The organism is Xanthomonas sp. NCPPB 3200 (assembly GCF_056393585.1).
This window is the reverse complement of the sequence record NZ_CM150785.1, coordinates 1801969-1823883: the sequence shown is the minus strand read 5'-3', so window position 1 is coordinate 1823883 and position 21915 is coordinate 1801969. Positions and strand designations below refer to the sequence as shown.

Genomic DNA, 21915 nt, shown 5'->3' with positions numbered 1-21915 from the left:
TCCCGACTCCCCAATCCCCGCCCAAAAAAAAATCGCGACCGGGATGATGCGTCTTGCGGCGCCATGCATCACCCGGTCACGATAGATGTCACCCGGCGCGAGCGCCGGGCGTCTGCAGCAGGTCTACGCCGCCTTGGCTTGCTCCACGCGCTGTTCGACCAGCGCGCTTTCCACCGTCGGCTGGCCTTCCACGCGTCGATCCAGCTCGTTCCAGTCCACCACCAGCTCGCAGCCGCGCGAGGCCGCGTTCCGGCTCCAGTCGCGCAGCAACTCGATGCAGGCGTGGTCGACGTGATGCAGCTTGGCCACGTCCAGATGCAATGCGGTGTTCGGCGGCACGCTTTCCAGCGTACGCGCCATCGCCGGCACCTTCAGGAACGTCGCCGAACCCTGCAGGGTCAGATGCATCTCGTCCTTCTTGTGCTCGTGCTCACGCACGTCCACCTTCAGGCGCGAAGAATGCAGGGCCAGACGGAACAACGACAGGCCGAAGCCGATCAGCACGCCGGTCAGCAGGTCGGTCGCCACGATCGCGAAGGTGGTCGCCAGGTAGATCGCCGCGGTGCCACGACCATAGGTCGCCAGCTCCTTGACCTGCCCGATCTTGATCATCTTCACGCCCGTGTAGACCAGGATGCCGGCCAGACACGCCACCGGCGTCATCCGCAACAGCCACGGCAGCAGCATCGCGAACACCAGCAACCAGCCGCCATGCAGCACCGTGGACATGCGCGTGGCCGCACCGGCCTGCACATTGGCCGCGCTACGCACGATCACGCCGGTCATCGGCAATGCGCCCAGGAAGCCGCACAGCATATTGCCCACACCCTGCGCCGCCAGCTCACGGTCGTACTGCGTACGCGCGCCCTGATGCATGCGATCCACCGCTGCCGCCGACAGCAAGGTCTCTGCGCTGGCGATGAAGGCAAAGGTCACCGCCGACACCAGCAAGGTCGCATTGAACACGCCAAAGATGTCCGCCACGCTGGGGATGCTGATCGCCGAGAACAGATTGGTCGGCACGTCGACCTTGTTGACGTTCAGGCCCTGCAACTGCACCGTCGCCGTGACCACCACCACCGCGATCAACGCACCCGGCAAAAAGCGCAGACGCTGCGGGCGCAGCTTGTCCCAAGCCAGGATGATGCCGATGGTGGCCAGACCCACGAACAACGCGGTGCGGCCGGTTCCTTCGGTGATCGCCTGCCACACCACGGCCGGCAATGCAGCGAAGTTTTCCAGACCGCGCGCCTTGGGAGCGGCGTCCATCAGCACATGCGCCTGCGAGGCCACGATCAGGATGCCGATGCCCGACAACATGCCGGCCACCACGGCCGGCGACGTCATCCGGAACCACACGCCTGCGCGGCATAGGCCGGCAATCAACTGAATCGCACCGGCCAGCAGGATCACCGGACCGAGGGCGGCAACGCCATGCTCGCGAACCAGCTCGAACACCAACACAGCCAGGCCGGCGGCCGGTCCGCTCACCTGCAGAGGAGAGCCCGCCAGGAAGCCGACGACCAGCCCACCGATGATGCCGGTGATCAGACCTGCGGCCGGCGGCATGCCGGAAGCGATCGCAATGCCCATACACAACGGGAGCGCGACGAGGAAGACCACGACAGACGACAACAAATCACGTCCGAACAGTCCCTGGCGGAAATATCCGCCGATACCTGATGTGTTCATGATGTGCTCCGTCAGGCGAGTTCAGCGCGCACGACTTGCTGCAGTCGCGGACGTGGGGTGGCTTCGGGGGTGTTGTCCGCCAACAACGGACGGAAGCCACCCTTCTCGGCATCGAAGGCGCGGATCTCGCCATGGGCGATGTCATAGATCCAGCCGTGGATGCGCAAGGTACCGGCCGCCAGACGCGCGGCGACCACCGGCTGCGTACGCAGATGGTCCAGCTGCGAGACCACGTTCTCTTCGGTCATGCAGCTCAGCGCTTCCTGGCTGTGCGGATCGTGTCCGTGATGGGCAGTGACGTGACGCGCTGCATCGGTGTGCTTGAGCCAGGCCGCCACGGACGGCACGTCTTCCAGCGATTCCGGCTTGAGCACCGCCTTCATTGCACCGCAGTCGGTATGACCGCAGATCACGATGTGCCGCACGCCCAGTACGGCGATGGCGTATTCGATCGCCGCAACCACGCCGCTGACGTGCTGGGAGTAAGGCGGCACCACATTGCCGATATTGCGATAGACGAACAGTTCGCCCGGCTGTGCGGAGAAGATCAGCTCCGGCATGACACGCGAATCGGCGCAGGTGATGAACAACGTATGCGGACTCTGGCCACCGGCCAGTTCCTGAAAGCGCGCACTCTGGCGCGGATACACTTCCTTACGGAAATGACGAAAACCTTCTAGCAAACTTTCCATGGGAGATACCTCTAGGCAACGGATGGCTCTCCGCGGCGCGAACCGCGAAGTGCAAAGACGAACAAGTCAAAGGAATCCGGTGCGCTGCACCGGTTGACGCGACTAACGGAGGATCAGGCGCGCACTGCGTTGGGAGGACGCAGTTGCGGGATCAGGTCGCGTTTTTGAGTTGCCGGCGCGTAATGCGCGTACCAAGAGGGGAAATAACGTGCGACCACCGGCCATGCCTGGGAGAGCAAGGGGATATCGTCTGCAGAATGGGTATCGACCTGGGTCTGTGCGTCCCCGTCGCCCTGCAGCTCATCGGCTGCATCACGTTCTTCGCCAGCGTCCGCCATTACCGCCACGCCGTCGCCCACAAGCGCATCGTGGATGCGGCTGTGCGCATCGGCCGCCGACCACGCAGTGAGCGCGAGCAGGCAGACCAACAGCAACTGGAGGAATCGAGGAAACATGGCCTCGAAACTAACAATTTAGAACGCGCCTGTGCAAGTGGTGCGACGCACAAAGCGCTTGATACGCCGCAGTTCCACTTAGTTGGTTCAGGTCGCAATAAGCTTGAGCTCGCTGAAACGGTGAACTGCGCCACTGTCACATCTGTCATACGACGCGACCTGTTCAGACTCATGACACACACTGACAAAAAACAAACACGCGTAAATCTTTGTCTTTGTTGACAAAAATCAGATTGCAACGCGATCTGAAGTTGTCACATTAACGCAACTTTCACGCCATAGCCTGCGCTCACTTTCTCAGGTCGCAAGGCACATATGAAACTTTCTCCCACCCTGCTTGGCTCCGCCCTGCTGCTGGCGCTGGCCGCACCCGCCGCGCACGCCGAAATCGCCATCGACGTGATCGGCGGCTCGGAGATGTCGCTCGAAGGCCTGGTCCAGGCGGACGGCAACTGGTTCCACAACGATGTGCAGGACCTCAATGGCCCGATCGGTGCCAATGGCGACAATTCCGAATTCAGCATCCGCCGTGCCGAGCTGGTGCTCAAGGGCAAGGGCCCGGGCAATTTCGAATGGGTGGCCGGTTACGACCCCAGCGTGCTGAAGGAAGTCACCATCCGCGGCACCACCATCCGCAGCACCGGGCGTTTCCTCGACAACAACATCAAGTACAAGTTCGCCGGCAACGCCAACAACTACCTGCAGGTCGGCCAGTTCAAGCAGCCCAACAGCCTGGAAGAGCTGTCCAGCACCAAGAACAACGACTTCGTCTCCAAGGCCGCAGTGACCAACACCTACGGCATCTCGCGCCGGCTGGGCGTGGCCTACGGCATGGGCGACAACGACTGGAGCATCACCGCCAGTGCGTTCGGCCGCGAACTGACCCGCAACCAGGCACACGGCAGCGGCTACGGCGCGCGCGGCACCTGGGCGCCGATCAACGAGAGCGGCAACGTGCTGCACTTCGGTCTGAGCTACCTGGGTTATGACACCGACGACGACACCCTGCGCCTGCGCGCACGCCCCGACGCCGACCTGACCACGGTGCGCCTGATCGACAGCGGCGCCATCACCAACGTGGACCGCGTGGGTGTGGCCGGCGCCGAGGCGATGTGGATCACCGGCCCGTTCAAGCTGCAGAGCGAGTTCTTCCAGGAAAACGCCAAGCGCATCGGCAACAACGCCAACGATTACAAGAGTGACGGCTGGTACGTCAGCGGCGTCTGGAACATCACCGGCGAGACCTGGGGCTACAAGGCCGGCGTGCCGACCACCCCGCTGCCGAACGCGCCGGCCTCGGGGATGTGGCAGTTGGCGGTGCGCTACGACACCCTGGACCTCAACGACGGCCACCTGGTCTCCAACGGCACCACGCCGTTCGTGGACGGCGTGCTGGGCGGCAAGATGGATGTGTGGACGATCGGTGCCAACTGGTACTGGCGCTCCAACTTCAAGTTCGCACTCGACTACGCGAAGGTGGAAAGCACCCGCTACAACAGCGCCACGCGTGGCCTGGTCGACGACAACCCGTCGATCATCGAGGCACGTGCGCAGTTCTATTGGTAAGTGCGCGCTGGATCGGCTGCCGTGCTGCGCTCCCGTGAGCGTGCCACGGCGGCAATCACCCTGATCCCACCCGGCAACGCGCCCCGCCGCAACGCCGTCATCTGCATGTCATCTCCCGGACATCGCGCCGTCATGCCCCTGCCCTGCAATGGCACGACCGCGGGACGTCCTCATCCCTTCGCTACAGGAGCTGTTCCGTGATCCACTCTCTGAAGACCCGTCTGGCCGTCGGCGTGCTCACCGCCTCGCTGGCCTTGTGCGCCCAGGCCGCCGATGTCACCGGCGCCGGTGCGTCGTTCATCTACCCGGTGATGTCCAAGTGGTCGGCCGACTACAACGCGGCCACCAAGAAGCAGGTCAACTACCAATCGATCGGTTCGGGCGGCGGCATCGCCCAGATCAAGGCAGCCAGCGTGGATTTCGGCTCGTCCGATGCGCCGCTCAAGCCGGAAGAACTGGCCGCGGCCGGCCTGGCGCAATTTCCGTCGGTGATCGGCGGCGTGGTGCCGGTGGTCAACGTGCCCGGCGTGGCGGCAGGCGCGCTGAAGCTGGACGGCAAGACCCTGGGCGACATTTTCCTGGGCAAGGTCAGCACCTGGAACGACCCGGCGATTGCCGCGCTCAACCCGGGCATGAAGCTGCCCGACGGCAAGATCACCGTGGTGCATCGCTCCGACGGTTCGGGCACCAGCTTCAACTTCACCAACTACCTGTCCAAGGTCAACCCGGACTGGAAGGGCAAGGTCGGCGAAGGCACCGCGGTGCAGTGGCCGACCGGCATCGGCGGCAAGGGCAACGAGGGCGTGGCCGCGTACGTGAAGCAGATCAAGGGCGGCATCGGCTACGTCGAGCTGTCGTATGCGCTGCAGAACAAGATGGCCTACACCGCGATGAAGAACGCCGCCGGCAAGTTCGTGCAGCCTTCTGACGAGACCTTTGCCGCCGCCGCCAACAGCGCCGACTGGGGCAACAGCAAGGACTTCTACCTGGTGATGACCAACGCCTCCGGCGACAACGCCTGGCCGATCACCGCCACCAACTTCATCCTGGTGCAGAAGAAGCCCAAGAACGCGGCCGGCCTCAAGAACACGCTGGAGTTCTTCCGCTGGGTCTACAGCAAGGGCGATGCGCAGACAAAGCAGTTGGACTACGTGCCGCTGCCGGACAGCCTGGTGACCCAGATCGAAGGCTACTGGGCCAAGAACCTGCCCAAGTAACGCCAGCCACAGCGACAGGAACGACGCCGTCTCTCTCCCCGGCGTCGGCACCGGGACGCGGCCCCCACGGGGTCGCGTCTTTTTTGTGATGCCTTCTCCAAAAGGCACTGTCATGCACGTGTAACAAAAACATCATTTCATAGCGTGGTCTGCCGGGTCCCCCGGCCAACCCAGCCTCGGAGCTTCCATGAAACTGCAGTCGGCCAGCCTGACCGCCCTGTCCCTCACCATCGCCCTCGCCCTTGCCGCCTGCTCGCCCGGCAAGGATGCGCAGTCCGGCGACACCGCCAAGGGTGCCACCGCCGCAGGTGCCACCGCTGGCGACAGCAAGAGCGCCGAGATCTCCGGCGCCGGTGCATCCTTCATCTATCCGCTGGTCTCCAAGTGGTCGGCCGACTACAACGCCGCCACCGGCAACAAGGTGAACTACCAGTCGATCGGCTCCGGCGGCGGTATCGCGCAGATCAAGGCCGGCACGGTGGACTTCGGTTCGACCGACAAGCCGCTGGACAGCGCCGAACTGCAGCAGGCCGGCCTGGGCCAGTTCCCGTCGGCGATCGGCGGCGTGGTGCCGGTGGTGAACCTGGAAGGCATCGCACCGGGCAAGCTGCGCCTGACCGGCGCGCTGCTGGGCGACATCTTCCTGGGCAAGGTCACGATGTGGAACGACGCGGCGATCGTCGCGGCCAATCCGGGCGTGACCCTGCCGGCGACCAAGATCAACCTGGTGCATCGCTCCGACGGTTCGGGCACCACCTTCAACTTCTCCAACTACCTGTCCAAGGTCAGCCCGGAGTGGAAGAGCAAGGTCGGCGAAGGCACCTCGGTGCAGTGGCCAGGTGGCGTCGGCGGCAAGGGCAACGAAGGCGTGGCCTCGTACGTACAGCAGATCAAGGGTTCGATCGGGTATGTCGAACTGGCCTACGCCCTGCAGAACAAGATGCCCTACGCCTCGCTGCAGAATGCGGCCGGCCAGTGGGTGGAGCCGAATGCGGAAAGCTTCGCCGCCGCTGCCGCCAGCGCCGACTGGGCCAACGCCAAGGATTTCAACCTGGTGATCACCAACGCACCGGGCGAGAAGGCCTGGCCGATCACCGCGACCAACTTCATGCTGATGCACAAGCAGCCCAAGGATGCGGCGCGCAGCAAGGCGACGCTGGACTTCTTCAAGTGGGCGCTGGACAACGGCCAGGCCCAGGCCAGCGAACTGCATTACGTGCCGCTGCCGCCGGAACTGGTCAAGCAAATCCAGGCCTACTGGGCCAGCGAGTTCAAGTGATGCCCTGCACCCGCTGTGATGGCGGGTTGCGCTGCGGTGAGGTGCCTGCGGGCGCCTCGCCGTTCCTGCTGTCTCACGCTCCCGCCAGTGCGCGGGTGACGAGTCCAATCGAATGAATGCCACCGCCATTCCCGAAGCGATGACCGCCCCGCGCGGCCGCGACCTGCGCGATGCACGTGCCGATCGCCTGTTCAAGCTTGCGCTGGCCGCCACGGTCGTCTTCGTCCTGTTGGCGCTCGGCAGCGCCGCGCTGTCGATGCTGTGGGGCGGGCGCCATGCCTTGCAGATGCAGGGCCTGAGCTTTTTCTATTCCGCCGACTGGAATCCGGTGGAAAACAAATACGGCGCGCTGGCGCCGATCTACGGCACCCTGGTCACCGCATTGATTGCGATGGTGATTGCGGTGCCGGTGAGTTTCGGTATCGCGTTCTTCCTCACCGAGGTGGCGCCGCGCTGGCTGCGCGGCCCGGTCGGCACCGCCATCGAACTGCTGGCCGGCATCCCGTCGATCATCTACGGCATGTGGGGCCTGTTCGTGCTGGTGCCGGTGATGACCGAGCACGTGACGCCCTGGCTCAACGATCACCTGGGCACGCTGCCCTTGATCGGCCCGTTGTTCCAGGGCCCGCCGTTGGGAATCGGGTTGCTGACCGCAGGCTTCGTGCTGGCGATCATGGTGATTCCGTTCATCTCCTCGGTGATGCGCGAGGTGTTCCTGACCGTGCCGACGCGCCTGAAGGAATCGGCGTATGCGCTGGGGTCGACCAAGTGGGAAGTCAGCTGGGACATCGTGCTGCCCTATACCCGCTCTGCGGTGATCGGCGGCGTGTTCCTGGGCCTGGGCCGTGCGCTGGGCGAAACCATGGCAGTGGCGTTCGTGGTCGGCAACACGGTGCGGCTGTCGCCGTCGCTGCTGGAGCCCGGCACCACCATCGCCGCGCTGATCGCCAATGACTTCGGCGAGGCCACCGAAACCTATCGCTCGGCATTGCTGCTGCTGGGCTTTGTCTTGTTCATCGTGACCTTCATCGTGCTGGCGATTGCGCGCTTCATGCTGATGCAGCTGTCGCGTCGGGAGGGCAACTGATGTCCTCGGTCTCTCAATCGCTGTACAACCGCCGCCGCGTGACCAACGCGATCGCACTGTTGCTGTCCTGCGTCACCGCGGTATTCGGCCTGTTCTTCCTGGCCTGGATCCTGTGGACCTTGTTGTCCAAGGGCGTGCCGGGCATCGACGTCAACCTGTTTACCAAGATGACACCGCCGCCGATGCAGGAAGGCGGCCTGCTCAATGCCTTCTTCGGCAGTGCGGTGATGTGCGGCCTGGCGCTGGCGATCGGCACGCCACTGGGCATTGCCGCCGGCACCTGGCTGGCCGAATACGGCAATGCACGCAAGGCCGGGTTGGTGGTGCGCTTCGTCAACGACATCTTGTTGTCGGCACCGTCGATCGTGCTGGGGTTGTTCGTCTACACGCTCTACGTGATGCAGACCGGCGGGCGCTTCTCCGCGTTTGCCGGCGCGCTGTCGCTGGCCTTCATCGTGCTGCCGGTGGTGGTGCGCACCACCGACGAAATGCTGCGCCTGGTGCCGGCGCAGATGCGCGAAGCGGCATTGTCGCTGGGCATCCCGCACTGGAAGGTCACAGTGCAGGTGCTGTATCGCGCCGCCTCGGCCGGCATCCTCACCGGCATCCTGCTGGCCCTGGCCCGCATCAGCGGCGAGACCGCGCCGTTGCTGTTCACCGCCTTCGGCAATCAGTACTGGAACAGCAACGTGTTCCAGCCGATGGCCAGCGTGCCGGTGATCATGAATCAGTTCGCCGGCAGCCCCTACGAGACCTGGCAGACCCTGGCCTGGTCCGGTGCGCTGGTGCTGACCGTGTTCGTGCTGCTGGTGAGCCTGGGCGCGCGCGCCCTGCTATTGCGCAACAAGATTTCCAATGACTGACCTCTCCCTCCGGACACCCGACATGAACGATCTCCAAAACGCCATGCCGATGCATCGCATCGCCGTTCCGGCCGCCAAGGGAGCACCGGCCGCGCAGGCGCCGGTGAAAGTGGCCGCACGCAATCTGGACTTCTATTACGACAAGTACCACGCGCTCAAGGGCATCAACATCGAGATTCCGGAAAAGCGCGTCACCGCGCTGATCGGGCCGTCGGGTTGCGGCAAGTCCACCCTGCTGCGCATCTTCAACCGCATCTATGCGCTGTATCCGAAGATGGAAGCGCGCGGCGAAGTGCTGCTGGACAACGAAAACATCCTGTCGCCGAAGTACCCGATGAACCGGCTGCGCAGCAAGGTCGGCATGGTGTTCCAGAAGCCGGTGCCGTTTCCGATGACGATCTTCGAAAACGTCGCCTACGGCATCCGCCACCACGAAAAACTGTCCAAGGCCGACATGCAGAACCGGGTCGAGCAGGCGCTGCGCCAGGGCGCGCTGTGGGACGAGGTCAAGGACAAGCTGGGGCAAAGCGCGCTGGGCCTGTCCGGCGGCCAGCAGCAGCGGCTGTGCATCGCACGCGCGGTGGCGCTGCGCCCGGACGTGTTGCTGCTGGACGAACCGACCTCGGCGCTGGATCCGATTTCCACCAGCCGTATCGAGCAACTGGTGGAAGAGCTCAAGCGCGAATACACCATCGTGATCGTGACCCACAACATGCAGCAGGCGGCGCGTGTCTCCGACTACACCGCCTTCATGTACCTGGGCGACCTGATCGAGCATGACCGCACCGAAACGATTTTCTCCCAGCCGTCCAAGCAGCAGACCGAGGACTACATCACCGGCCGTTTCGGTTGATGTAAGGCGGGCCATCGCAACGCCGCATTGACGCAGCTCCGCCGCACTGCCCGGCACGACATTTGCATCACCCGCGATGTCGCCAGGGGTACGGCGGACATCCACCACCGCCACGAATCGAGATCACGATGAACCAGCACCTCAACGACCATATCGTCAAAAGCTACGACGAGGAGCAGCACCGTCTTGTCGCCGAGATCGTGCGCATGGGCGACACGGCGGTGGCGCAGCTGGAAGCCGCACTGGATGTGGTGGAGCGTCGCGACGACAACGCCGCGCATCGCATCGTGGTCAACGACGAGGCGATCGATGCGCTGGAGCATGCGATCAGCCACGACGTGATGCGGCTGGCGTTGCGTGGGCCGATGGCGCGCGACCTGCGCGAGATCCTGGCCGGCCTGCGCATTCCGGCCGATATCGAACGCATTGGCGATTACGCGGCCAATGTCGCCAAGCGCTCGATCGCGCTTAATTCCGCACCGCCGCTGCCACAGACGGTGGGCCTGCGTGCGCTCGGCCAGATGGCCGCCGATGCCGTGCGCGAAGCGGTGCAGGCGTACCGCAACAAGGATGCCGATGCGGCCATCCGCGTGCGCGACGAAGATGCACGCCTGGATGCGCAATACACCGCGCTGTTCCGCGAGTTGCTGACCTACATGATGGAAGACCCGCGCAACATCACTCCGTGTACGCACCTGCTGTTCATGGCCAAGAACCTGGAGCGCATCGGCGACCACGCCACCAACATCGCCGAGAACGTGTGGTTCCTGGTCCACGGCGAACAGCCGCTGCCGCCGCGCCTGAAGCGCGACGACACCAGCACCACCGGCGTCATCTGATCGTCAACGTGTGCCGGCGGTATTTGCCGGCACAGCCCGCAACGCCTTATTTCATTACGTATTCAGCTCCAAATGCCTACGGTGAGCTCGCACAGGCTGTTCCTGTGACGCAGGAGTAGGCAGATGAAACGCATCATCGGATCCCTCATGGTTGTGTCGCTGTTGACGTCCGGCGCAGCGTTCGCCACGCCGCAACAGCATGACGACCGCGACCGCGGTGCGCAGCACCACGACGCGCATGGCCCGGACCGCCGCGACGATCATCGCGACGACAGGCACGATGACAAGCGTGACCACCGCCCCAGCGCACACAACGACGACCACCGCAACGATCGTCGCGGCCCGCCGTACCGGCGTGGCGAACGTCTGGCACCGGACCATCGCGGCACGCGGGTGGCCGACTACCGCAAGCATCACTTGAACACGCCGCAGCGCGGGCACGAATGGCGCCGCGTGGACAACAACTACGTGCTGATTGCGGTGGCCACCGGGCTGATCGCAAGCGTGGTCGCCGCCCGCTGACGCCAGCGGTGTAGCACAGCTTCCGGGCCCAATCGGTGGCAACACGGGTCGGGCTTTTGTTTGCCGGATCGCCGCTCAGTACACGCGGGCAGGCCGCCAGCTGCCACGATCGGGCCGGCCGTACGACCTGCTAGGCTATGCCGATGAACGAACCGGTCGACCTGCAACCTGCCCCCTCCTTCCTGCCCATGTCGAGGCGCTTCCGCGGCTATCTGCCCGTGGTGGTGGATGTGGAAACGGGAGGATTCGACTGGAACAAGCACGCCCTGCTGGAAATTGCCTGCGTGCCGATCGAAATGGATGCCGACGGGCGGTTTTTCCCCGGCGACACCGCCAGTGCCCATCTGGTGCCGGCGCCAGGACTGGAGATCGACCCGAAGTCGCTGGAGATCACCGGCATCGTGCTCGACCACCCGTTCCGCTTTGCCAAGCAGGAAAAGGACGCGCTGGACCATGTGTTCGCGCCGGTGCGTGCGGCAGTGAAGAAATACGGCTGCCAGCGCGCGATCCTGGTCGGCCACAACGCGCATTTCGACCTGAACTTCCTCAACGCCGCAGTTGCGCGCGTGGGCCACAAACGCAACCCGTTCCATCCGTTCAGCGTGTTCGACACCGTGACCCTGGCCGGCGTGGCCTACGGGCAGACCGTGCTGGCGCGCGCGGCACAAGCCGCAGGCCTGGAATGGAATGCCGCCGATGCGCATAGCGCGGTCTACGACACCGAGCAGACCGCGCGACTGTTCTGCACGATCGCCAATGCCTGGCCGGGGCCTGGCGCGGGCTGAGCGAGCCGGGAATCGGGAATCGGGATTGGGGAATCGTTAAAGCAGCGGGGCTCCCTGCTTAAGACATCAGCAGTTGGCGGCGCCACTGCGCGTGCCCTTACCCTCCTCCGCCCTTCGGGCACCTTCTCCCGCAGGAGAAGGAAAGCGCCAGGCACCTTGGCTCTGCGATTCCCGATTCCCGATTCCCGAATCCCGAATCCCGAATCCCAGCACCTAACCCACACCGATGCGATCGCGCCCCGCGCTCTTGGCCTGGTACAGCGCCTGATCGGCGCGCTGCATCAGCGATGAGCCGGTGTCGTCGTCGCGCAACTGGGCCACGCCGGCACTGAAGGTCACCTGCAGGCCTTCCACGCCGCCCCAGCCGTGGCGCGCGTGGAACAGCGCGCGGATGCGCTGGCACAGCGCCTGTGCATCCTCCAGCGTCGTGTCGGCCAGCAGCAGGGCGAACTCTTCGCCGCCCAGGCGCGCCGGCAGGTCCGACGCGCGCGCGGCGGCGGTCAGCAGCACACCGACTTCATGCAATACCGCATCGCCACTGGCGTGCGAATAGTGGTCGTTGATGCGCTTGAAATGATCGATATCCAGAATTGCCAGCACCAACGGCCGCCCGCTGCGGCGTGCGCGGCTGATGTCGCGCGCCAGCGCCTCGTCGAAATGCCTGCGGTTGGGCAGCCCGGTCAGGGCGTCCTCGTGCGCCTGGCGCTCGAACACATCCGACTTGATGCGCAGCCGTGTCAGCAGCTCGCTCTTTTCCTGGTTGGCCTGCAGCAAACGCTGCGCCTGCAGTTGCAGATCTTCGGTGCGTTTGCGCACCAGTTCGGCCAGGCGTGCGTTATGGCTCTTATAGCGGCGTAGCAGGAACCGATACACCAGCGCCAGCAATAAAATCGCACCCAGCACCGCGGCCAGGCGCACGTCCTGGCGCTGCCACCACAGCGGCAGCACCTCGTACGCCCACACCGCCTCGTGCGGACTCCAGGCACCGCCCGGATGACGGGCCGCCACATGCAGACGGTAGCGCCCCGGCGGCAGGCCGATGAATTCCACGCTGCGTTGCCGGCCACGCTCGGTCCAGTCGCTGTCCAGGCCTTCCAGGCGCGTGCGGTACTCGATCCGCTCCGGCAGCAGAAAGCTCATGCCGACGTAGGACACGTTCAGGCGATGCCCGCCCGGCAGGCGCGCCTGCTGCCGCCATGTCAGCGGACGTGCGTCCTGCTGCACGCTTTCGATCACCGCCGGCGGCGCGCGCCGCTCGCGAAAGCGCTGCAGGCGCGCCGGGTCGACCGTGCTCACGCCGCCAGCGGTGACCACCCAGATCGAGCCATCGGCACGCGCGATCATGCTCGGCCCGGAGCTGCCGTTGGCCTGCGCGTTGCCCATGCCGTCGATCTCGCCATAGCGTTCGATGACCAGCCGGGCGCGTCCATCGGCAACCGCGTTGAGCTGCGTGAGTTGCGTGCGCAACACGCCGCGATTGCTGCTGATCCAGGCATTGCCGAACCGGTCGCCGACCAGCTGGAACACCGTATCGACCGGCATGCCCTGCTCCAGCCCCACGCGTGCGAGCCTGCCGTTGCGCACCCGGTACAGGCCGCGATCGGTCGAGATCCAGACAGCGTCACCGATGCGCTGAAAACCGAACACGCTCCGCGCGCCGCCCAGCGCTTCCAGATTCAATTGCTGCAGTTTTCCGGCGCGCAGTACCGCCGCGCCGTCGACCGAGCCGATCCACAGCGCACCATCGATGCTGGCCAGCGCGGTCACCACGCCATCGGGCAGGCCGTCGACCGCCAGGGGCACCCGCTTGCCGTTCACCAGCTTCACCACGCCGCGCTGCGTGGCCAGCCACACCACGCCGGATTCTTCGATCACGATGGCGCGGATATGCCCGCTGGGAATGCCCTCGGCGTCGCCGTAATGCCGCAGCAGGCGTCCGTCGCGCAGCACGAAGACGCCATCGGCATAGGTGCCCACCCACAGATCGCCGTGCCGATCCAGCGCCAGGCTGAGCACCGAGAGCTTGCGCCCGGATGGCGTGGTCACCGCCACCGGCACGATGCGCCCGTCCGGCAGCATCCGATCCAGGCCGGCGGTGCTGGCGATCCACAGGCTGCCGTCGCGGTCTTCCAGCACCGCGCGGGCGTAGTCGCCGCTCAGCCCATCGCGTTGGCTGTAACTGCTGAACAACGTCTCGCGCAGCCGAAACAGCCCGCCGTTGGCGCCGACCCAGATGCTGCCTTCGGCATCCTCGCGCAAGCTGACGATGCGCCCGGTCGGCAGGCTGCGACCAGCCGGCAGATGCTCCACTCCATGACTGCCGATGCGCAGCAGCCCCTGATTTTCGCTGCCCAGCCACAGGTCGCCATGGTGGTCCTGCAGCATCGCGGTGAAATGGCCCTGCCCGGGCACCCGCCGCACCAGCTCGGCAGTCTCGCCCCGCAGCCGATACAGCTGCTCGCCGGCGACGACCCACAGCGTGCCGTCCGGCGCGCGGTATGGCCACGCCAGCCCCGGCGGCAGGCCGAAGGCGGCCGGGGCGCGATGCATGCGCCCGTCCGGTTCGCGATAGATCAGGCCGTCCAGCGTGCCGATCAGCAGCCGGCCCTGGTCGTCGAATGCCATGCGCGGAAAGCTGCTCTGCAGCGGCACGCCATCGCGCGGCGGAAAATACTCGAAGCGCCCATCCGGCCACAGGCAGCCAAGCCCGTGGCCCTCGAACAGCAACCACATGCGACCGCGCGCATCCATGGTCATTGCATGGATCAGCGCCTGCGGCCACGGTCCCTGCCGCTGCCAGTGCCGCCACTGCCCGTCGCTGCCGTGCCGCACCAGATTGCCGCGCGCATCGCTGAGCCACAGCGCCCCGTCGTGGTCGACGTACAAGGCGCCGACGCCATTGTCGGGCAGGCCGGGACGCGTGCTGCGGTCGATGATGCCGAATTCCAGGCCGTTGTAACGCACCAGGCCTTCCCAGGTGGCGAACCACAGGTAGCCATCGCGGGTCTGGGCGATATCGCGCAAGGAGTTGTGCGGCAGGCCGTTACGCGAGCTCCAGCTGTCGATCGCGTAGTCGCGCAATGGCGCCGTGCCGGCCGGTGCAGCCAGTGCCGCGAGTGAGCACAGCGCCAGCAGCATGCAGACAACGGCACCGAGCCAGCGCTGCGGCCGCTTGTCTCCCCGTGCCGACGCCTTGGCATCGCATCCGTTCTCGCCCGTCGACCAGGCCCCCGCCCCATCTCTCATCAGACATAACACGCCGTTCGCTGGCGATATGGTAGGCAAAAACGGGCACGCGCGCCGGTCAATTGTCGTACGCCTTGGTCAACGTCATGCGCGGCGGGCCACCTGCGCGCCCGGCACTGCAGCGGCAAGCGCACCAGCGCCATTGTTTGCGCAGATCGGCCACTGCGTGGGTGCGCGGATCGAAACCGCGCCGCACGCGCGATCTCGCCATGCCGATCGACCTGCGCTCGCCATTGGCACGCACGTGCGATGCAGAGTGGTTGGCAACACAGGGCGAACAGTCGCCAGCTGGATGCGGAAGACGTGCAGCAAGCGCAGTGCACGGTGGGGTGCGTGCCGAGTCAGGGCATCGGCTGCGCCCGCACCCACCTGGCGGTAAGCGCAGTCGTTTCGGTCGCCGCTTCAGGCGCCCAGGCGCTGGCGTACCGCTTCGAACAGGGTCACGCCGGCGGCCACCGACACGTTGAGGCTTTCGATATCGCCCGGCATCGGGATCTTGACCAGACCATCGCAATGCTCGCGGGTGAGACGACGCAGGCCGTCGGCCTCGCCGCCGAGCACCAGCCCGACGTTGCCGCGCAGGTCCACGCTGTACAGCGACGCCTCGGCTTCGCCGGCCAGGCCATACAGCCACACGCCCTGCTTCTGCAGATCGCGCAGGCAACGCGCCAGATTGGTCACCGCGACCACAGGAATACGGTCGGCCGCACCGGCCGAGGTCTTGCGCACGGTCGCGTTGACCGTGGCCGACTTGTCCTTGGGAATGACCACCGCAGTGACGCCGGCCGCGGCCGCGCTGCGCAGGCATGCGCCGAGATTGTGCGGGTCCTGCACGCCATCGAGGATCAGCAGCAAGGCACGTCCCTCGGCGGCGGTCACCAGCGCTTCGAGCTCGTTTTCGGCCCACAGCCGCGCTGCGGCATAGCGGGCGACCACGCCCTGGTGGCGCACCTGCCCACCGACGCCATCGAGTGCCTGGGTGTTGACCCGGCGCACGTCGATGCCCTTGCGGCGGGCCTGCTCTTCGATTTCGATCAGGCGCGGATTCTTGCTGCCGGCCTCGATCAAGACCTCGCGCACGTTGTCGGCGTCGTTCTCGACGGACGAGGCGACGGCGTTGACGCCGACGATCCACTGATTCTGCTTGCTGCTCATTGCGCCGGATACGAAGAGATAAAGGGGAATGGTAGGGCCTGCGGCCTGCCACGTCACGGCCGGAGCGCAGACGGCGATGGCGGCAAGGAGATCGCGGTGCTCCTGGGCCACGGCCAGAACTTCAGCACGCTGTACGGCCGATTGCGGGGATCGAAGATGGCGCTCGCACCGTTGTGATGGCGCCGGCACCTGCACGCACTTGCTGTCGCGCGCCCCTGCGGTAGGCACTCACGCCTGCGGGCGCGGACTCACATTGGCCACTGCGCGGTATCGTGATCCGGGTGCTGCCTTGACACCACATCGGCCAGAAAGGTCAATGCGGCGACATCTTCCTCGGTGGTGCGCGCCGGCAGATCGGCCAATGCATCGACGAAGGGCAGCTTGCGCTCCACCCCGTACTGGATTGCCGGAGGCAGCCGCTCGGGCGTATCGAACGCACCGGCAGCAATCGCCAGGCCGTCGGGCGCTTCATAGGTCAGCGGCGTTCCACATTCGGCGCAGAAGCCACGCAACACCAACGATGAAGAGGCGAAGCGCTTCGGCTCGCCGCGTGTCCAGCTGAACTCGGTACCGCGCACCGAAACCAACGGCGCGTAGTAGGCACCGAAGGCTTTTTGACACATGCGGCAATGGCAGATCGAGGCGTCCGTCAGCCTGCCGCGCACGTGGAAACGCACGGCACCGCACTGGCAGCCACCGCTGTACTCGATTGCTGCGTCCATCGTCGCCTCAAGCCTTGAAAGTGGGCACCCAGCGCGCGTTGCGAGCGTCTGCCCGCAACGACCTGCCGCTCATATCCGGCGGTCCGTACGCATCGCGAGCCGCCGCCGGACGGCGGCTCGCGGTCCTGCAGACGCGCTTAGTACTGCTTCTTCTTGCGCTTGGCCGGCTGAGCGCTCGGCGGCGGCGGCGGTTCGGGCGAATCGCCGCGATCCTCTGCCAGGCGGAAGTCGATCTTGCGCTCCTCCATGCTGGCTTTCAGCACCAGCACCCGCACCGGATCGCCCAGACGGAACGTGCGGCCACGGCGCTCGCCACTGAGCGTCTTGCGAATCGGATCGAACTGGTAATAGTCCTGCGGCAGCTGGGTGACATGCACCAGGCCGTTGACCTTGGACTGGGTCAACTCCACGAACAGGCCGAATCCGGTCACGCCGCTGATCACGCCATCGAACTGGCCGCCGACATGCTTTTCCATCCACGCGGCGCGATACCGCTCGTCGACTTCGCGTTCGGCTTCGTCGGCACGCCGACCACGCTCGGAACACTGCAGCGACAAGGCCGCCATCTGACGCGGGGTATAGATGTATTTTTCCGGGCTCGCACCGGTCAGGGCGTGCTTGATCGCGCGGTGCACCAGCAGGTCCGGGTAACGCCGGATCGGCGAGGTGAAGTGCGCATACGCCTCCAGCGCCAGACCGAAGTGACCGTTGTTGTCCGGCGAATACACCGCCAGGCTCTGGCTGCGCAGCAGCACCGATTCCAGCAGCGCCGCATCCGGGCGCGCACGCACCTTCTTCAGCAACTTGGTGTAGTCGCCGGGGCGCACCTTGCTCCATGCCGGCAGGCTCAGCTGGAATTCCTTGAGGAACTCCAGCAGGTCTTCGTACTTGCTCTCCGGCGGCCGCTCGTGCACGCGGTACGGCGCCGGCACATGCATGCTCAGCAGGTAACGCGCGGCCTCGACGTTGGCGGCGATCATGCATTCTTCGATCAACTTGTGCGCATCGTTGCGCACCAGCATGCCGGCCTGGGTGACTTCGCCGGTGTTGTCGAGCACGAAGCGCACTTCGGAGGTTTCGAACTCGATCGCGCCACGCTGCGTGCGCGCCTTGGACAGCACGTTGTACAGCTGGTGCAGGCGCTGCACCTGCGGCAGCAACGGGCCGATGAAGGCCTTGGTGTCGGCGTCGTCTTCGCCCACCGCCTTCCAGACCTGGTTATAGGTCAGGCGCGCATGCGAGTTCATCACTGCTTCGTAGAAACGCGAACCGGTGACTTCGCCGTCGCGCCCCACCTGCATGTCGCAGACGAAGCACATGCGGTCGACCTTGGGCATCAGCGAGCAGATGCCGTTGGACAGCGTCTCCGGCAGCATCGGCACCACGAACCCCGGGAAATACACCGAGGTGGCACGCTTCTGTGCTTCATCGTCCAGCGGCGTGCCCGGACGCACATAGTTGGACACGTCGGCGATCGCCACCACCAGACGGAAACCGTCGACATTGGGCTCGCAATACACCGCGTCGTCGAAATCCTTGGCGTCTTCGCCGTCGATGGTGACCAGCGGCATCTGCCGCAGATCCACGCGCCCGCCGATCATCTGCGGCTCGACCACCAACGGCACTGCCGCGGCCTCGTCCAGCACTTCCTGCGGAAATTCGTGCGGCAGCTCATGGCCGTGGATGGCCATCTCCACCACCAGCGACGGGGTGAGCTTGTCACCGAGCACCGCGATGATCTTGCCGATCGCCGGGCGCCGCGCGTCCGGCGGCGCGATCAGCTCGCACACCACCAACTGCCCTTCGCGCGCCTCGCCGATACCGTCAGGTGCAATCTGCACGTTGCGTTGCACGCGCTTGTCGTCCGGGTCGACATAGGCCACGCCATGCTCGTAGAAGAAGCGTCCGAGCATGCGCGACATGCGGCGTTCGAGCACGCGGGCGATCGCACCTTCGCGACGGCCGCGGCGGTCGATGCCGGTGACGTTGGCCAGCGCACGATCGCCGTGCATGACCTTGCGCATTTCATAAGGCGGCAGGAACAGGTCGTCGCCACCCTCGTCCGGCTTGAGGAAACCGAAGCCTTCCGGATTGGCGATCACCACGCCTGCAATCAGGCTGGTCTGCTGCACCGGCGCGTAGCCGCCGCGACGGTTCTGCACCAGCTGCGCTTCGCGCACCATCGCCGCCAGACGTTTGCCCAGCGCGTCGATACGGTCGCTGAGATTGAGTTGTTCGGCGATTTCCTCGGCGGTCTGCGGGCCATCGCAGGCGTCGAGCAACTGCAGGATGGCCTCGCGGCTGGCGATCGGCTCGGCGTAGCGCAGTGCCTCGCGGTCGGCATGCGGATCCTTGAACTCCGCCGCCGGCGCGGGCGCTTCGGTCGGCGCCTGCTGGAAGCGTTCCGGCGGCGGCGCCGGCGGACCACTCTTGCGCGGATGCGGTGCGCGTGGTGCCGGCGGCGTGGGCAGCGCGGGCGCTACCGGCAGCTCTGGCGAAGTGTTGGCGGCCTTGTCGGCAGCGCGTTTGTTGGCGGACTTGGTCGACGCACCGGCGGCGGCGCGGACCAGGAAGTCCGGCATCCAGCCCGGCAACTTCTGTTTTTCGGCGGTGGTGGACTCGCCCGGGCTGGTGGACTTGCGGCGACTGGGCCGATCGGAATCTGGGGTGTTTTTCTTTGTCATTGCTTACATGGTACCCCTTGCGGCCGCGCCATGGGCGGCACGCCTCGCCCGGCCGGTCGCAATTGCCGGCCGCCAGGCATTGACAAGCCCGCCGGGAGTCTGCAAAATTCGCGGCTCACCTGCCCAGGTGGCGGAATTGGTAGACGCACTAGCTTCAGGTGCTAGCGGGGGCAACTTCGTGGAGGTTCGAGTCCTCTTCTGGGCACCAGTTTAAAAAGACCTCCGAGCGATCGGGGGTCTTCTGGTTTCTGGGGTCCGGAAAGTTCTGCTGGTGGCCGTGCGCCTGCGTTGCCGGCCGATGGCAGCCCGCTATTGATCGGCGGCCGGCGCTTCATTCCGCTCACGCCATGACGCGGCAACTGGGCAACCGTATAGCCTGCTGCGCGGCGGCGGCGCCCTCTTCGACGCCGCAGCCCTGACTCTGCAACGCAGGCTGATTATGGCGTTGCCGTGATGCCCGCCTCGCGCAGCGCCGTCGCCCAGATCGCATACCCGGTCTCACTGGGATGGGTGCCGTCAGGCATCAGCGCCTCGGGCAAGGTCCCGTCCGGCTGCAGCATCCGAGGGCCGATGTCGACCAGACGCACGGACCGATCCTTGCCATAACGCGCGGCCAGAAGCCGATTGGTCTCGGCAATGGGCGCGCGCTGCGCATCCCCGGCATGGCGGCCGCGCGGCATGATCGCCATCAGGATCAGCTGACTCCTGGGCAAACGGCGACGCACCTCGCTCACCACCGCCTCCACGCCCTGGGCGGTCTCGGCCGGCGTGGAGGCGCGCGCTTGCGCGGTGCCGGTGAGGTTGTTGGTGCCGATATGCAGCACCACCCAGCGCGGATCCAGGCCGTCGAGCTCGCCCTGGCGGATCCGCCACAGCACGTTCTGGGTGCGGTCCCAGCCAAAGCCCAGATTCAGCACCGGGCGCCTGCCGTACAACCAGCTCCAGGACTCGGGGCCACTGACACGCGTGGCCTGCGGTGGGCCGGCCCAGAAGTGCGTGATCGAATCGCCGATCATCACCACCTCGGGCTTGAGGGTGCGCGCTGCGGCCAGCGCCGCATGGTGACGCGCGTACCAGTCGTAGGAGTCCTGCTCCAGCCGGTCGACTGGAATCAGCGAGGTCGCAAAATCGCGGCCCAGCGCGGCAACCGGCTTGACCGGCGGCTCGCCGAGCAGGCGCGCCAGGGTCGGCTCGATCGCCTCGGCCAGCATGCGCTGGCCTTGCGTGTCCGGATGCAGGGCAGCGGCCGGCGGGCGGAAACGGGTGTCGTAAAACAGCTCGGTGCGCAGCTTGCCGTCGCGCTGGAAGATCGACCCCACATCCAGATAGGTCACGCGTGCATTGTCGCCATAGCGCACCGCCAGGCCCTGGTTGATCTGCGCATCGCGGCGCGACTTCTCGCTGGAGATGCCACTGGGCAGCACGCCCACCAGCAAGATCTGAGTGCGCGGCAATTTCTGTTCGATCGCCGCCACCACCGCATCGATACCGAGCTGAGCCTGCTCCGCGGTCTGGCCGAGGTGGCCGGTGTTGTTGGTACCAATCAATACCAGCGCGACCTTGGGCTGCAGGCCATCGACCTCACCATTGGCCAGCCGCCACAGCACGTTCTCGGTGCCGTCGCCGCTGAAGCCCAGGTTGAGCGCGCCACGGCTGCCGTAGAAGGTCTGCCAGGTCGGCTGAAAATCCTCGTCCGGTGCCTTGGCTTTTTCGTAGTTCTGGGTGATCGAATCACCGATCAACAACAGCGGCGTGTCGGCGTGCTGTTTCACCTGCTCCAGCACCTGCGCATGACGCTGCGCCCACCAGGCTTCCTGCAGGCGGTCGGTGGGCACGATCGAGGGCGGCGGCGTTTGCGCAGTTGCCGCAGCGCAGACCAGCAACAGCCCCCAACACACCAGCACCGGAACACGGGCGGACAACGAAAGGCGGGAAAACACAGCGTGCAAGGACCGGGGCATGCGCGCACCAGAGGCCAGAGAAGCTGCGATTGTGATCCGCGCGCGCCGCGCGCGACAAGGTCGGGCGCAACTACGCGCGATGTAAGACTGTGACGTTGCTTGCGGTGTGCCGGCGCCAGGCCGCTGACACGGCGCCTCCGCGATATCTGACCGCTCACGTTTGCGTAGGAGCGCGCTTGCGCGCGATGGGGCGTTATCGATAACGCCCCATCGCGCGCAAGCGCGCTCCTACACCGTGCGAGGCAATCGCCAGCGCCACGGCGCCGGATCGACTGCTGCGCAGCTCGGGCCGATGGT

General features: G+C 65.7%; 17 protein-coding genes, 1 tRNA gene and 1 other RNA gene. 10 read left to right on the top strand and 9 right to left on the bottom strand.

The window, feature by feature from the left end; genetic code table 11:
* Positions 1–123: 123 nt before the first annotated feature.
* From AC06DU_RS07880 to AC06DU_RS07870, 3 genes are all read right to left on the bottom strand, one after another.
* Complete coding sequence (locus AC06DU_RS07880) at positions 124–1692, bottom strand: SulP family inorganic anion transporter (RefSeq protein ID WP_046342271.1); 1569 nt, start codon at positions 1690–1692, stop codon at positions 124–126.
* Between the two features lie 11 nt (positions 1693–1703).
* The gene (locus AC06DU_RS07875; protein WP_016902474.1) at positions 1704–2384 is read right to left on the bottom strand and encodes a carbonic anhydrase; all 681 of its coding nucleotides are present in this window, start codon (positions 2382–2384) and stop codon (positions 1704–1706) included.
* A gap of 113 nt (positions 2385–2497) precedes the next feature.
* Positions 2498–2818 carry a hypothetical protein gene (locus tag AC06DU_RS07870; RefSeq protein ID WP_478204382.1) on the bottom strand — a complete coding sequence of 107 codons (321 nt, stop codon included), beginning with the start codon at positions 2816–2818 and terminating at the stop codon, positions 2498–2500.
* A 336-nt stretch (positions 2819–3154) separates the two neighbouring features.
* Here AC06DU_RS07870 and AC06DU_RS07865 point away from each other — a divergent pair, with 336 nt between their 5' ends.
* The 9 genes from AC06DU_RS07865 (at position 3155) to rnt (ending at position 11850) form a co-directional block, all read left to right on the top strand.
* Positions 3155–4405 carry an OprO/OprP family phosphate-selective porin gene (locus tag AC06DU_RS07865; protein WP_024940436.1) on the top strand — a complete coding sequence of 417 codons (1251 nt, stop codon included), beginning with the start codon at positions 3155–3157 and terminating at the stop codon, positions 4403–4405.
* 197 nt (positions 4406–4602) lie between these two features.
* Positions 4603–5622 (top strand): phosphate ABC transporter substrate-binding protein PstS, encoded by a 1020-nt coding sequence (pstS, locus tag AC06DU_RS07860; RefSeq protein WP_478203985.1) that lies wholly within the window; start codon positions 4603–4605, stop codon positions 5620–5622.
* Between the two features lie 187 nt (positions 5623–5809).
* Positions 5810–6901 (top strand): phosphate ABC transporter substrate-binding protein PstS, encoded by a 1092-nt coding sequence (gene pstS / locus AC06DU_RS07855; RefSeq protein WP_016902478.1) that lies wholly within the window; start codon positions 5810–5812, stop codon positions 6899–6901.
* 112 nt (positions 6902–7013) lie between these two features.
* Positions 7014–7988: a phosphate ABC transporter permease subunit PstC gene (gene pstC / locus AC06DU_RS07850; RefSeq protein ID WP_006450306.1), complete on the top strand. Its 975-nt coding sequence runs from the start codon at positions 7014–7016 to the stop codon at positions 7986–7988.
* Positions 7988–8851 carry a phosphate ABC transporter permease PstA gene (gene pstA, locus AC06DU_RS07845; protein ID WP_478203984.1) on the top strand — a complete coding sequence of 288 codons (864 nt, stop codon included), beginning with the start codon at positions 7988–7990 and terminating at the stop codon, positions 8849–8851. Before pstC ends, pstA begins: the two co-directional genes overlap by 1 nt.
* 22 nt (positions 8852–8873) lie before the next feature.
* Positions 8874–9704, top strand: coding sequence for a phosphate ABC transporter ATP-binding protein PstB (pstB, locus tag AC06DU_RS07840; RefSeq protein ID WP_016902480.1), 831 nt, complete (start codon positions 8874–8876; stop codon positions 9702–9704).
* A gap of 128 nt (positions 9705–9832) precedes the next feature.
* On the top strand, positions 9833–10543 hold the full coding sequence (gene phoU, locus AC06DU_RS07835; protein WP_005994733.1) for a phosphate signaling complex protein PhoU: 711 nt from the start codon (positions 9833–9835) through the stop codon (positions 10541–10543).
* Between the two features lie 123 nt (positions 10544–10666).
* Complete coding sequence (locus AC06DU_RS07830; RefSeq protein WP_478203982.1) at positions 10667–11065, top strand: RcnB family protein; 399 nt, start codon at positions 10667–10669, stop codon at positions 11063–11065.
* 137 nt (positions 11066–11202) lie between these two features.
* The gene (rnt, locus tag AC06DU_RS07825) at positions 11203–11850 is read left to right on the top strand and encodes a ribonuclease T (protein ID WP_102252196.1); all 648 of its coding nucleotides are present in this window, start codon (positions 11203–11205) and stop codon (positions 11848–11850) included.
* Between the two features lie 213 nt (positions 11851–12063).
* On the opposite strand, the gene AC06DU_RS07820 is transcribed toward rnt, so the two are convergent.
* The 5 genes from AC06DU_RS07820 to rnr form a co-directional block, all read right to left on the bottom strand.
* Positions 12064–15096 carry a diguanylate cyclase domain-containing protein gene (locus tag AC06DU_RS07820; protein WP_478203980.1) on the bottom strand — a complete coding sequence of 1011 codons (3033 nt, stop codon included), beginning with the start codon at positions 15094–15096 and terminating at the stop codon, positions 12064–12066.
* A 258-nt stretch (positions 15097–15354) separates the two neighbouring features.
* Positions 15355–15431: non-coding RNA, sX9 sRNA (locus tag AC06DU_RS07815), on the bottom strand.
* A gap of 67 nt (positions 15432–15498) precedes the next feature.
* Positions 15499–16251, bottom strand: a complete 753-nt coding sequence (rlmB, locus tag AC06DU_RS07810) for a 23S rRNA (guanosine(2251)-2'-O)-methyltransferase RlmB (protein ID WP_024940443.1) — start codon at positions 16249–16251, stop codon at positions 15499–15501.
* 248 nt (positions 16252–16499) lie between these two features.
* Positions 16500–16973, bottom strand: coding sequence for a GFA family protein (locus tag AC06DU_RS07805; RefSeq protein WP_478203978.1), 474 nt, complete (start codon positions 16971–16973; stop codon positions 16500–16502).
* Between the two features lie 137 nt (positions 16974–17110).
* Positions 17111–19657, bottom strand: a complete 2547-nt coding sequence (gene rnr, locus AC06DU_RS07800) for a ribonuclease R (RefSeq protein WP_478203976.1) — start codon at positions 19655–19657, stop codon at positions 17111–17113.
* A 121-nt stretch (positions 19658–19778) separates the two neighbouring features.
* Here rnr and AC06DU_RS07795 point away from each other — a divergent pair.
* Positions 19779–19865: transfer RNA gene (locus AC06DU_RS07795), tRNA-Leu, on the top strand.
* Positions 19866–20094: 229 nt separating this feature from the next.
* On the opposite strand, the gene AC06DU_RS07790 is transcribed toward AC06DU_RS07795, so the two are convergent.
* Positions 20095–21618 (bottom strand): platelet-activating factor acetylhydrolase IB subunit, encoded by a 1524-nt coding sequence (locus tag AC06DU_RS07790; protein WP_478203975.1) that lies wholly within the window; start codon positions 21616–21618, stop codon positions 20095–20097.
* Positions 21619–21915: the final 297 nt, after the last annotated feature.

Coding starts and splice junctions, on each gene's coding strand:
- AC06DU_RS07880 (WP_046342271.1), bottom strand. CDS start 1,692: ATGAACACATCAGGTATCGGCGGATATTTCCGCCAGGGACTGTTCGGA.
- AC06DU_RS07875 (WP_016902474.1), bottom strand. CDS start 2,384: ATGGAAAGTTTGCTAGAAGGTTTTCGTCATTTCCGTAAGGAAGTGTAT.
- AC06DU_RS07865 (WP_024940436.1), top strand. CDS start 3,155: ATGAAACTTTCTCCCACCCTGCTTGGCTCCGCCCTGCTGCTGGCGCTG.
- pstS (WP_016902478.1), top strand. CDS start 5,810: ATGAAACTGCAGTCGGCCAGCCTGACCGCCCTGTCCCTCACCATCGCC.
- pstC (WP_006450306.1), top strand. CDS start 7,014: ATGAATGCCACCGCCATTCCCGAAGCGATGACCGCCCCGCGCGGCCGC.
- pstA (WP_478203984.1), top strand. CDS start 7,988: ATGTCCTCGGTCTCTCAATCGCTGTACAACCGCCGCCGCGTGACCAAC.
- pstB (WP_016902480.1), top strand. CDS start 8,874: ATGAACGATCTCCAAAACGCCATGCCGATGCATCGCATCGCCGTTCCG.
- phoU (WP_005994733.1), top strand. CDS start 9,833: ATGAACCAGCACCTCAACGACCATATCGTCAAAAGCTACGACGAGGAG.
- AC06DU_RS07830 (WP_478203982.1), top strand. CDS start 10,667: ATGAAACGCATCATCGGATCCCTCATGGTTGTGTCGCTGTTGACGTCC.
- rnt (WP_102252196.1), top strand. CDS start 11,203: ATGCCGATGAACGAACCGGTCGACCTGCAACCTGCCCCCTCCTTCCTG.
- AC06DU_RS07820 (WP_478203980.1), bottom strand. CDS start 15,096: ATGAGAGATGGGGCGGGGGCCTGGTCGACGGGCGAGAACGGATGCGAT.
- rlmB (WP_024940443.1), bottom strand. CDS start 16,251: ATGAGCAGCAAGCAGAATCAGTGGATCGTCGGCGTCAACGCCGTCGCC.
- AC06DU_RS07805 (WP_478203978.1), bottom strand. CDS start 16,973: ATGGACGCAGCAATCGAGTACAGCGGTGGCTGCCAGTGCGGTGCCGTG.
- rnr (WP_478203976.1), bottom strand. CDS start 19,657: ATGACAAAGAAAAACACCCCAGATTCCGATCGGCCCAGTCGCCGCAAG.
- AC06DU_RS07790 (WP_478203975.1), bottom strand. CDS start 21,618: ATGCCCCGGTCCTTGCACGCTGTGTTTTCCCGCCTTTCGTTGTCCGCC.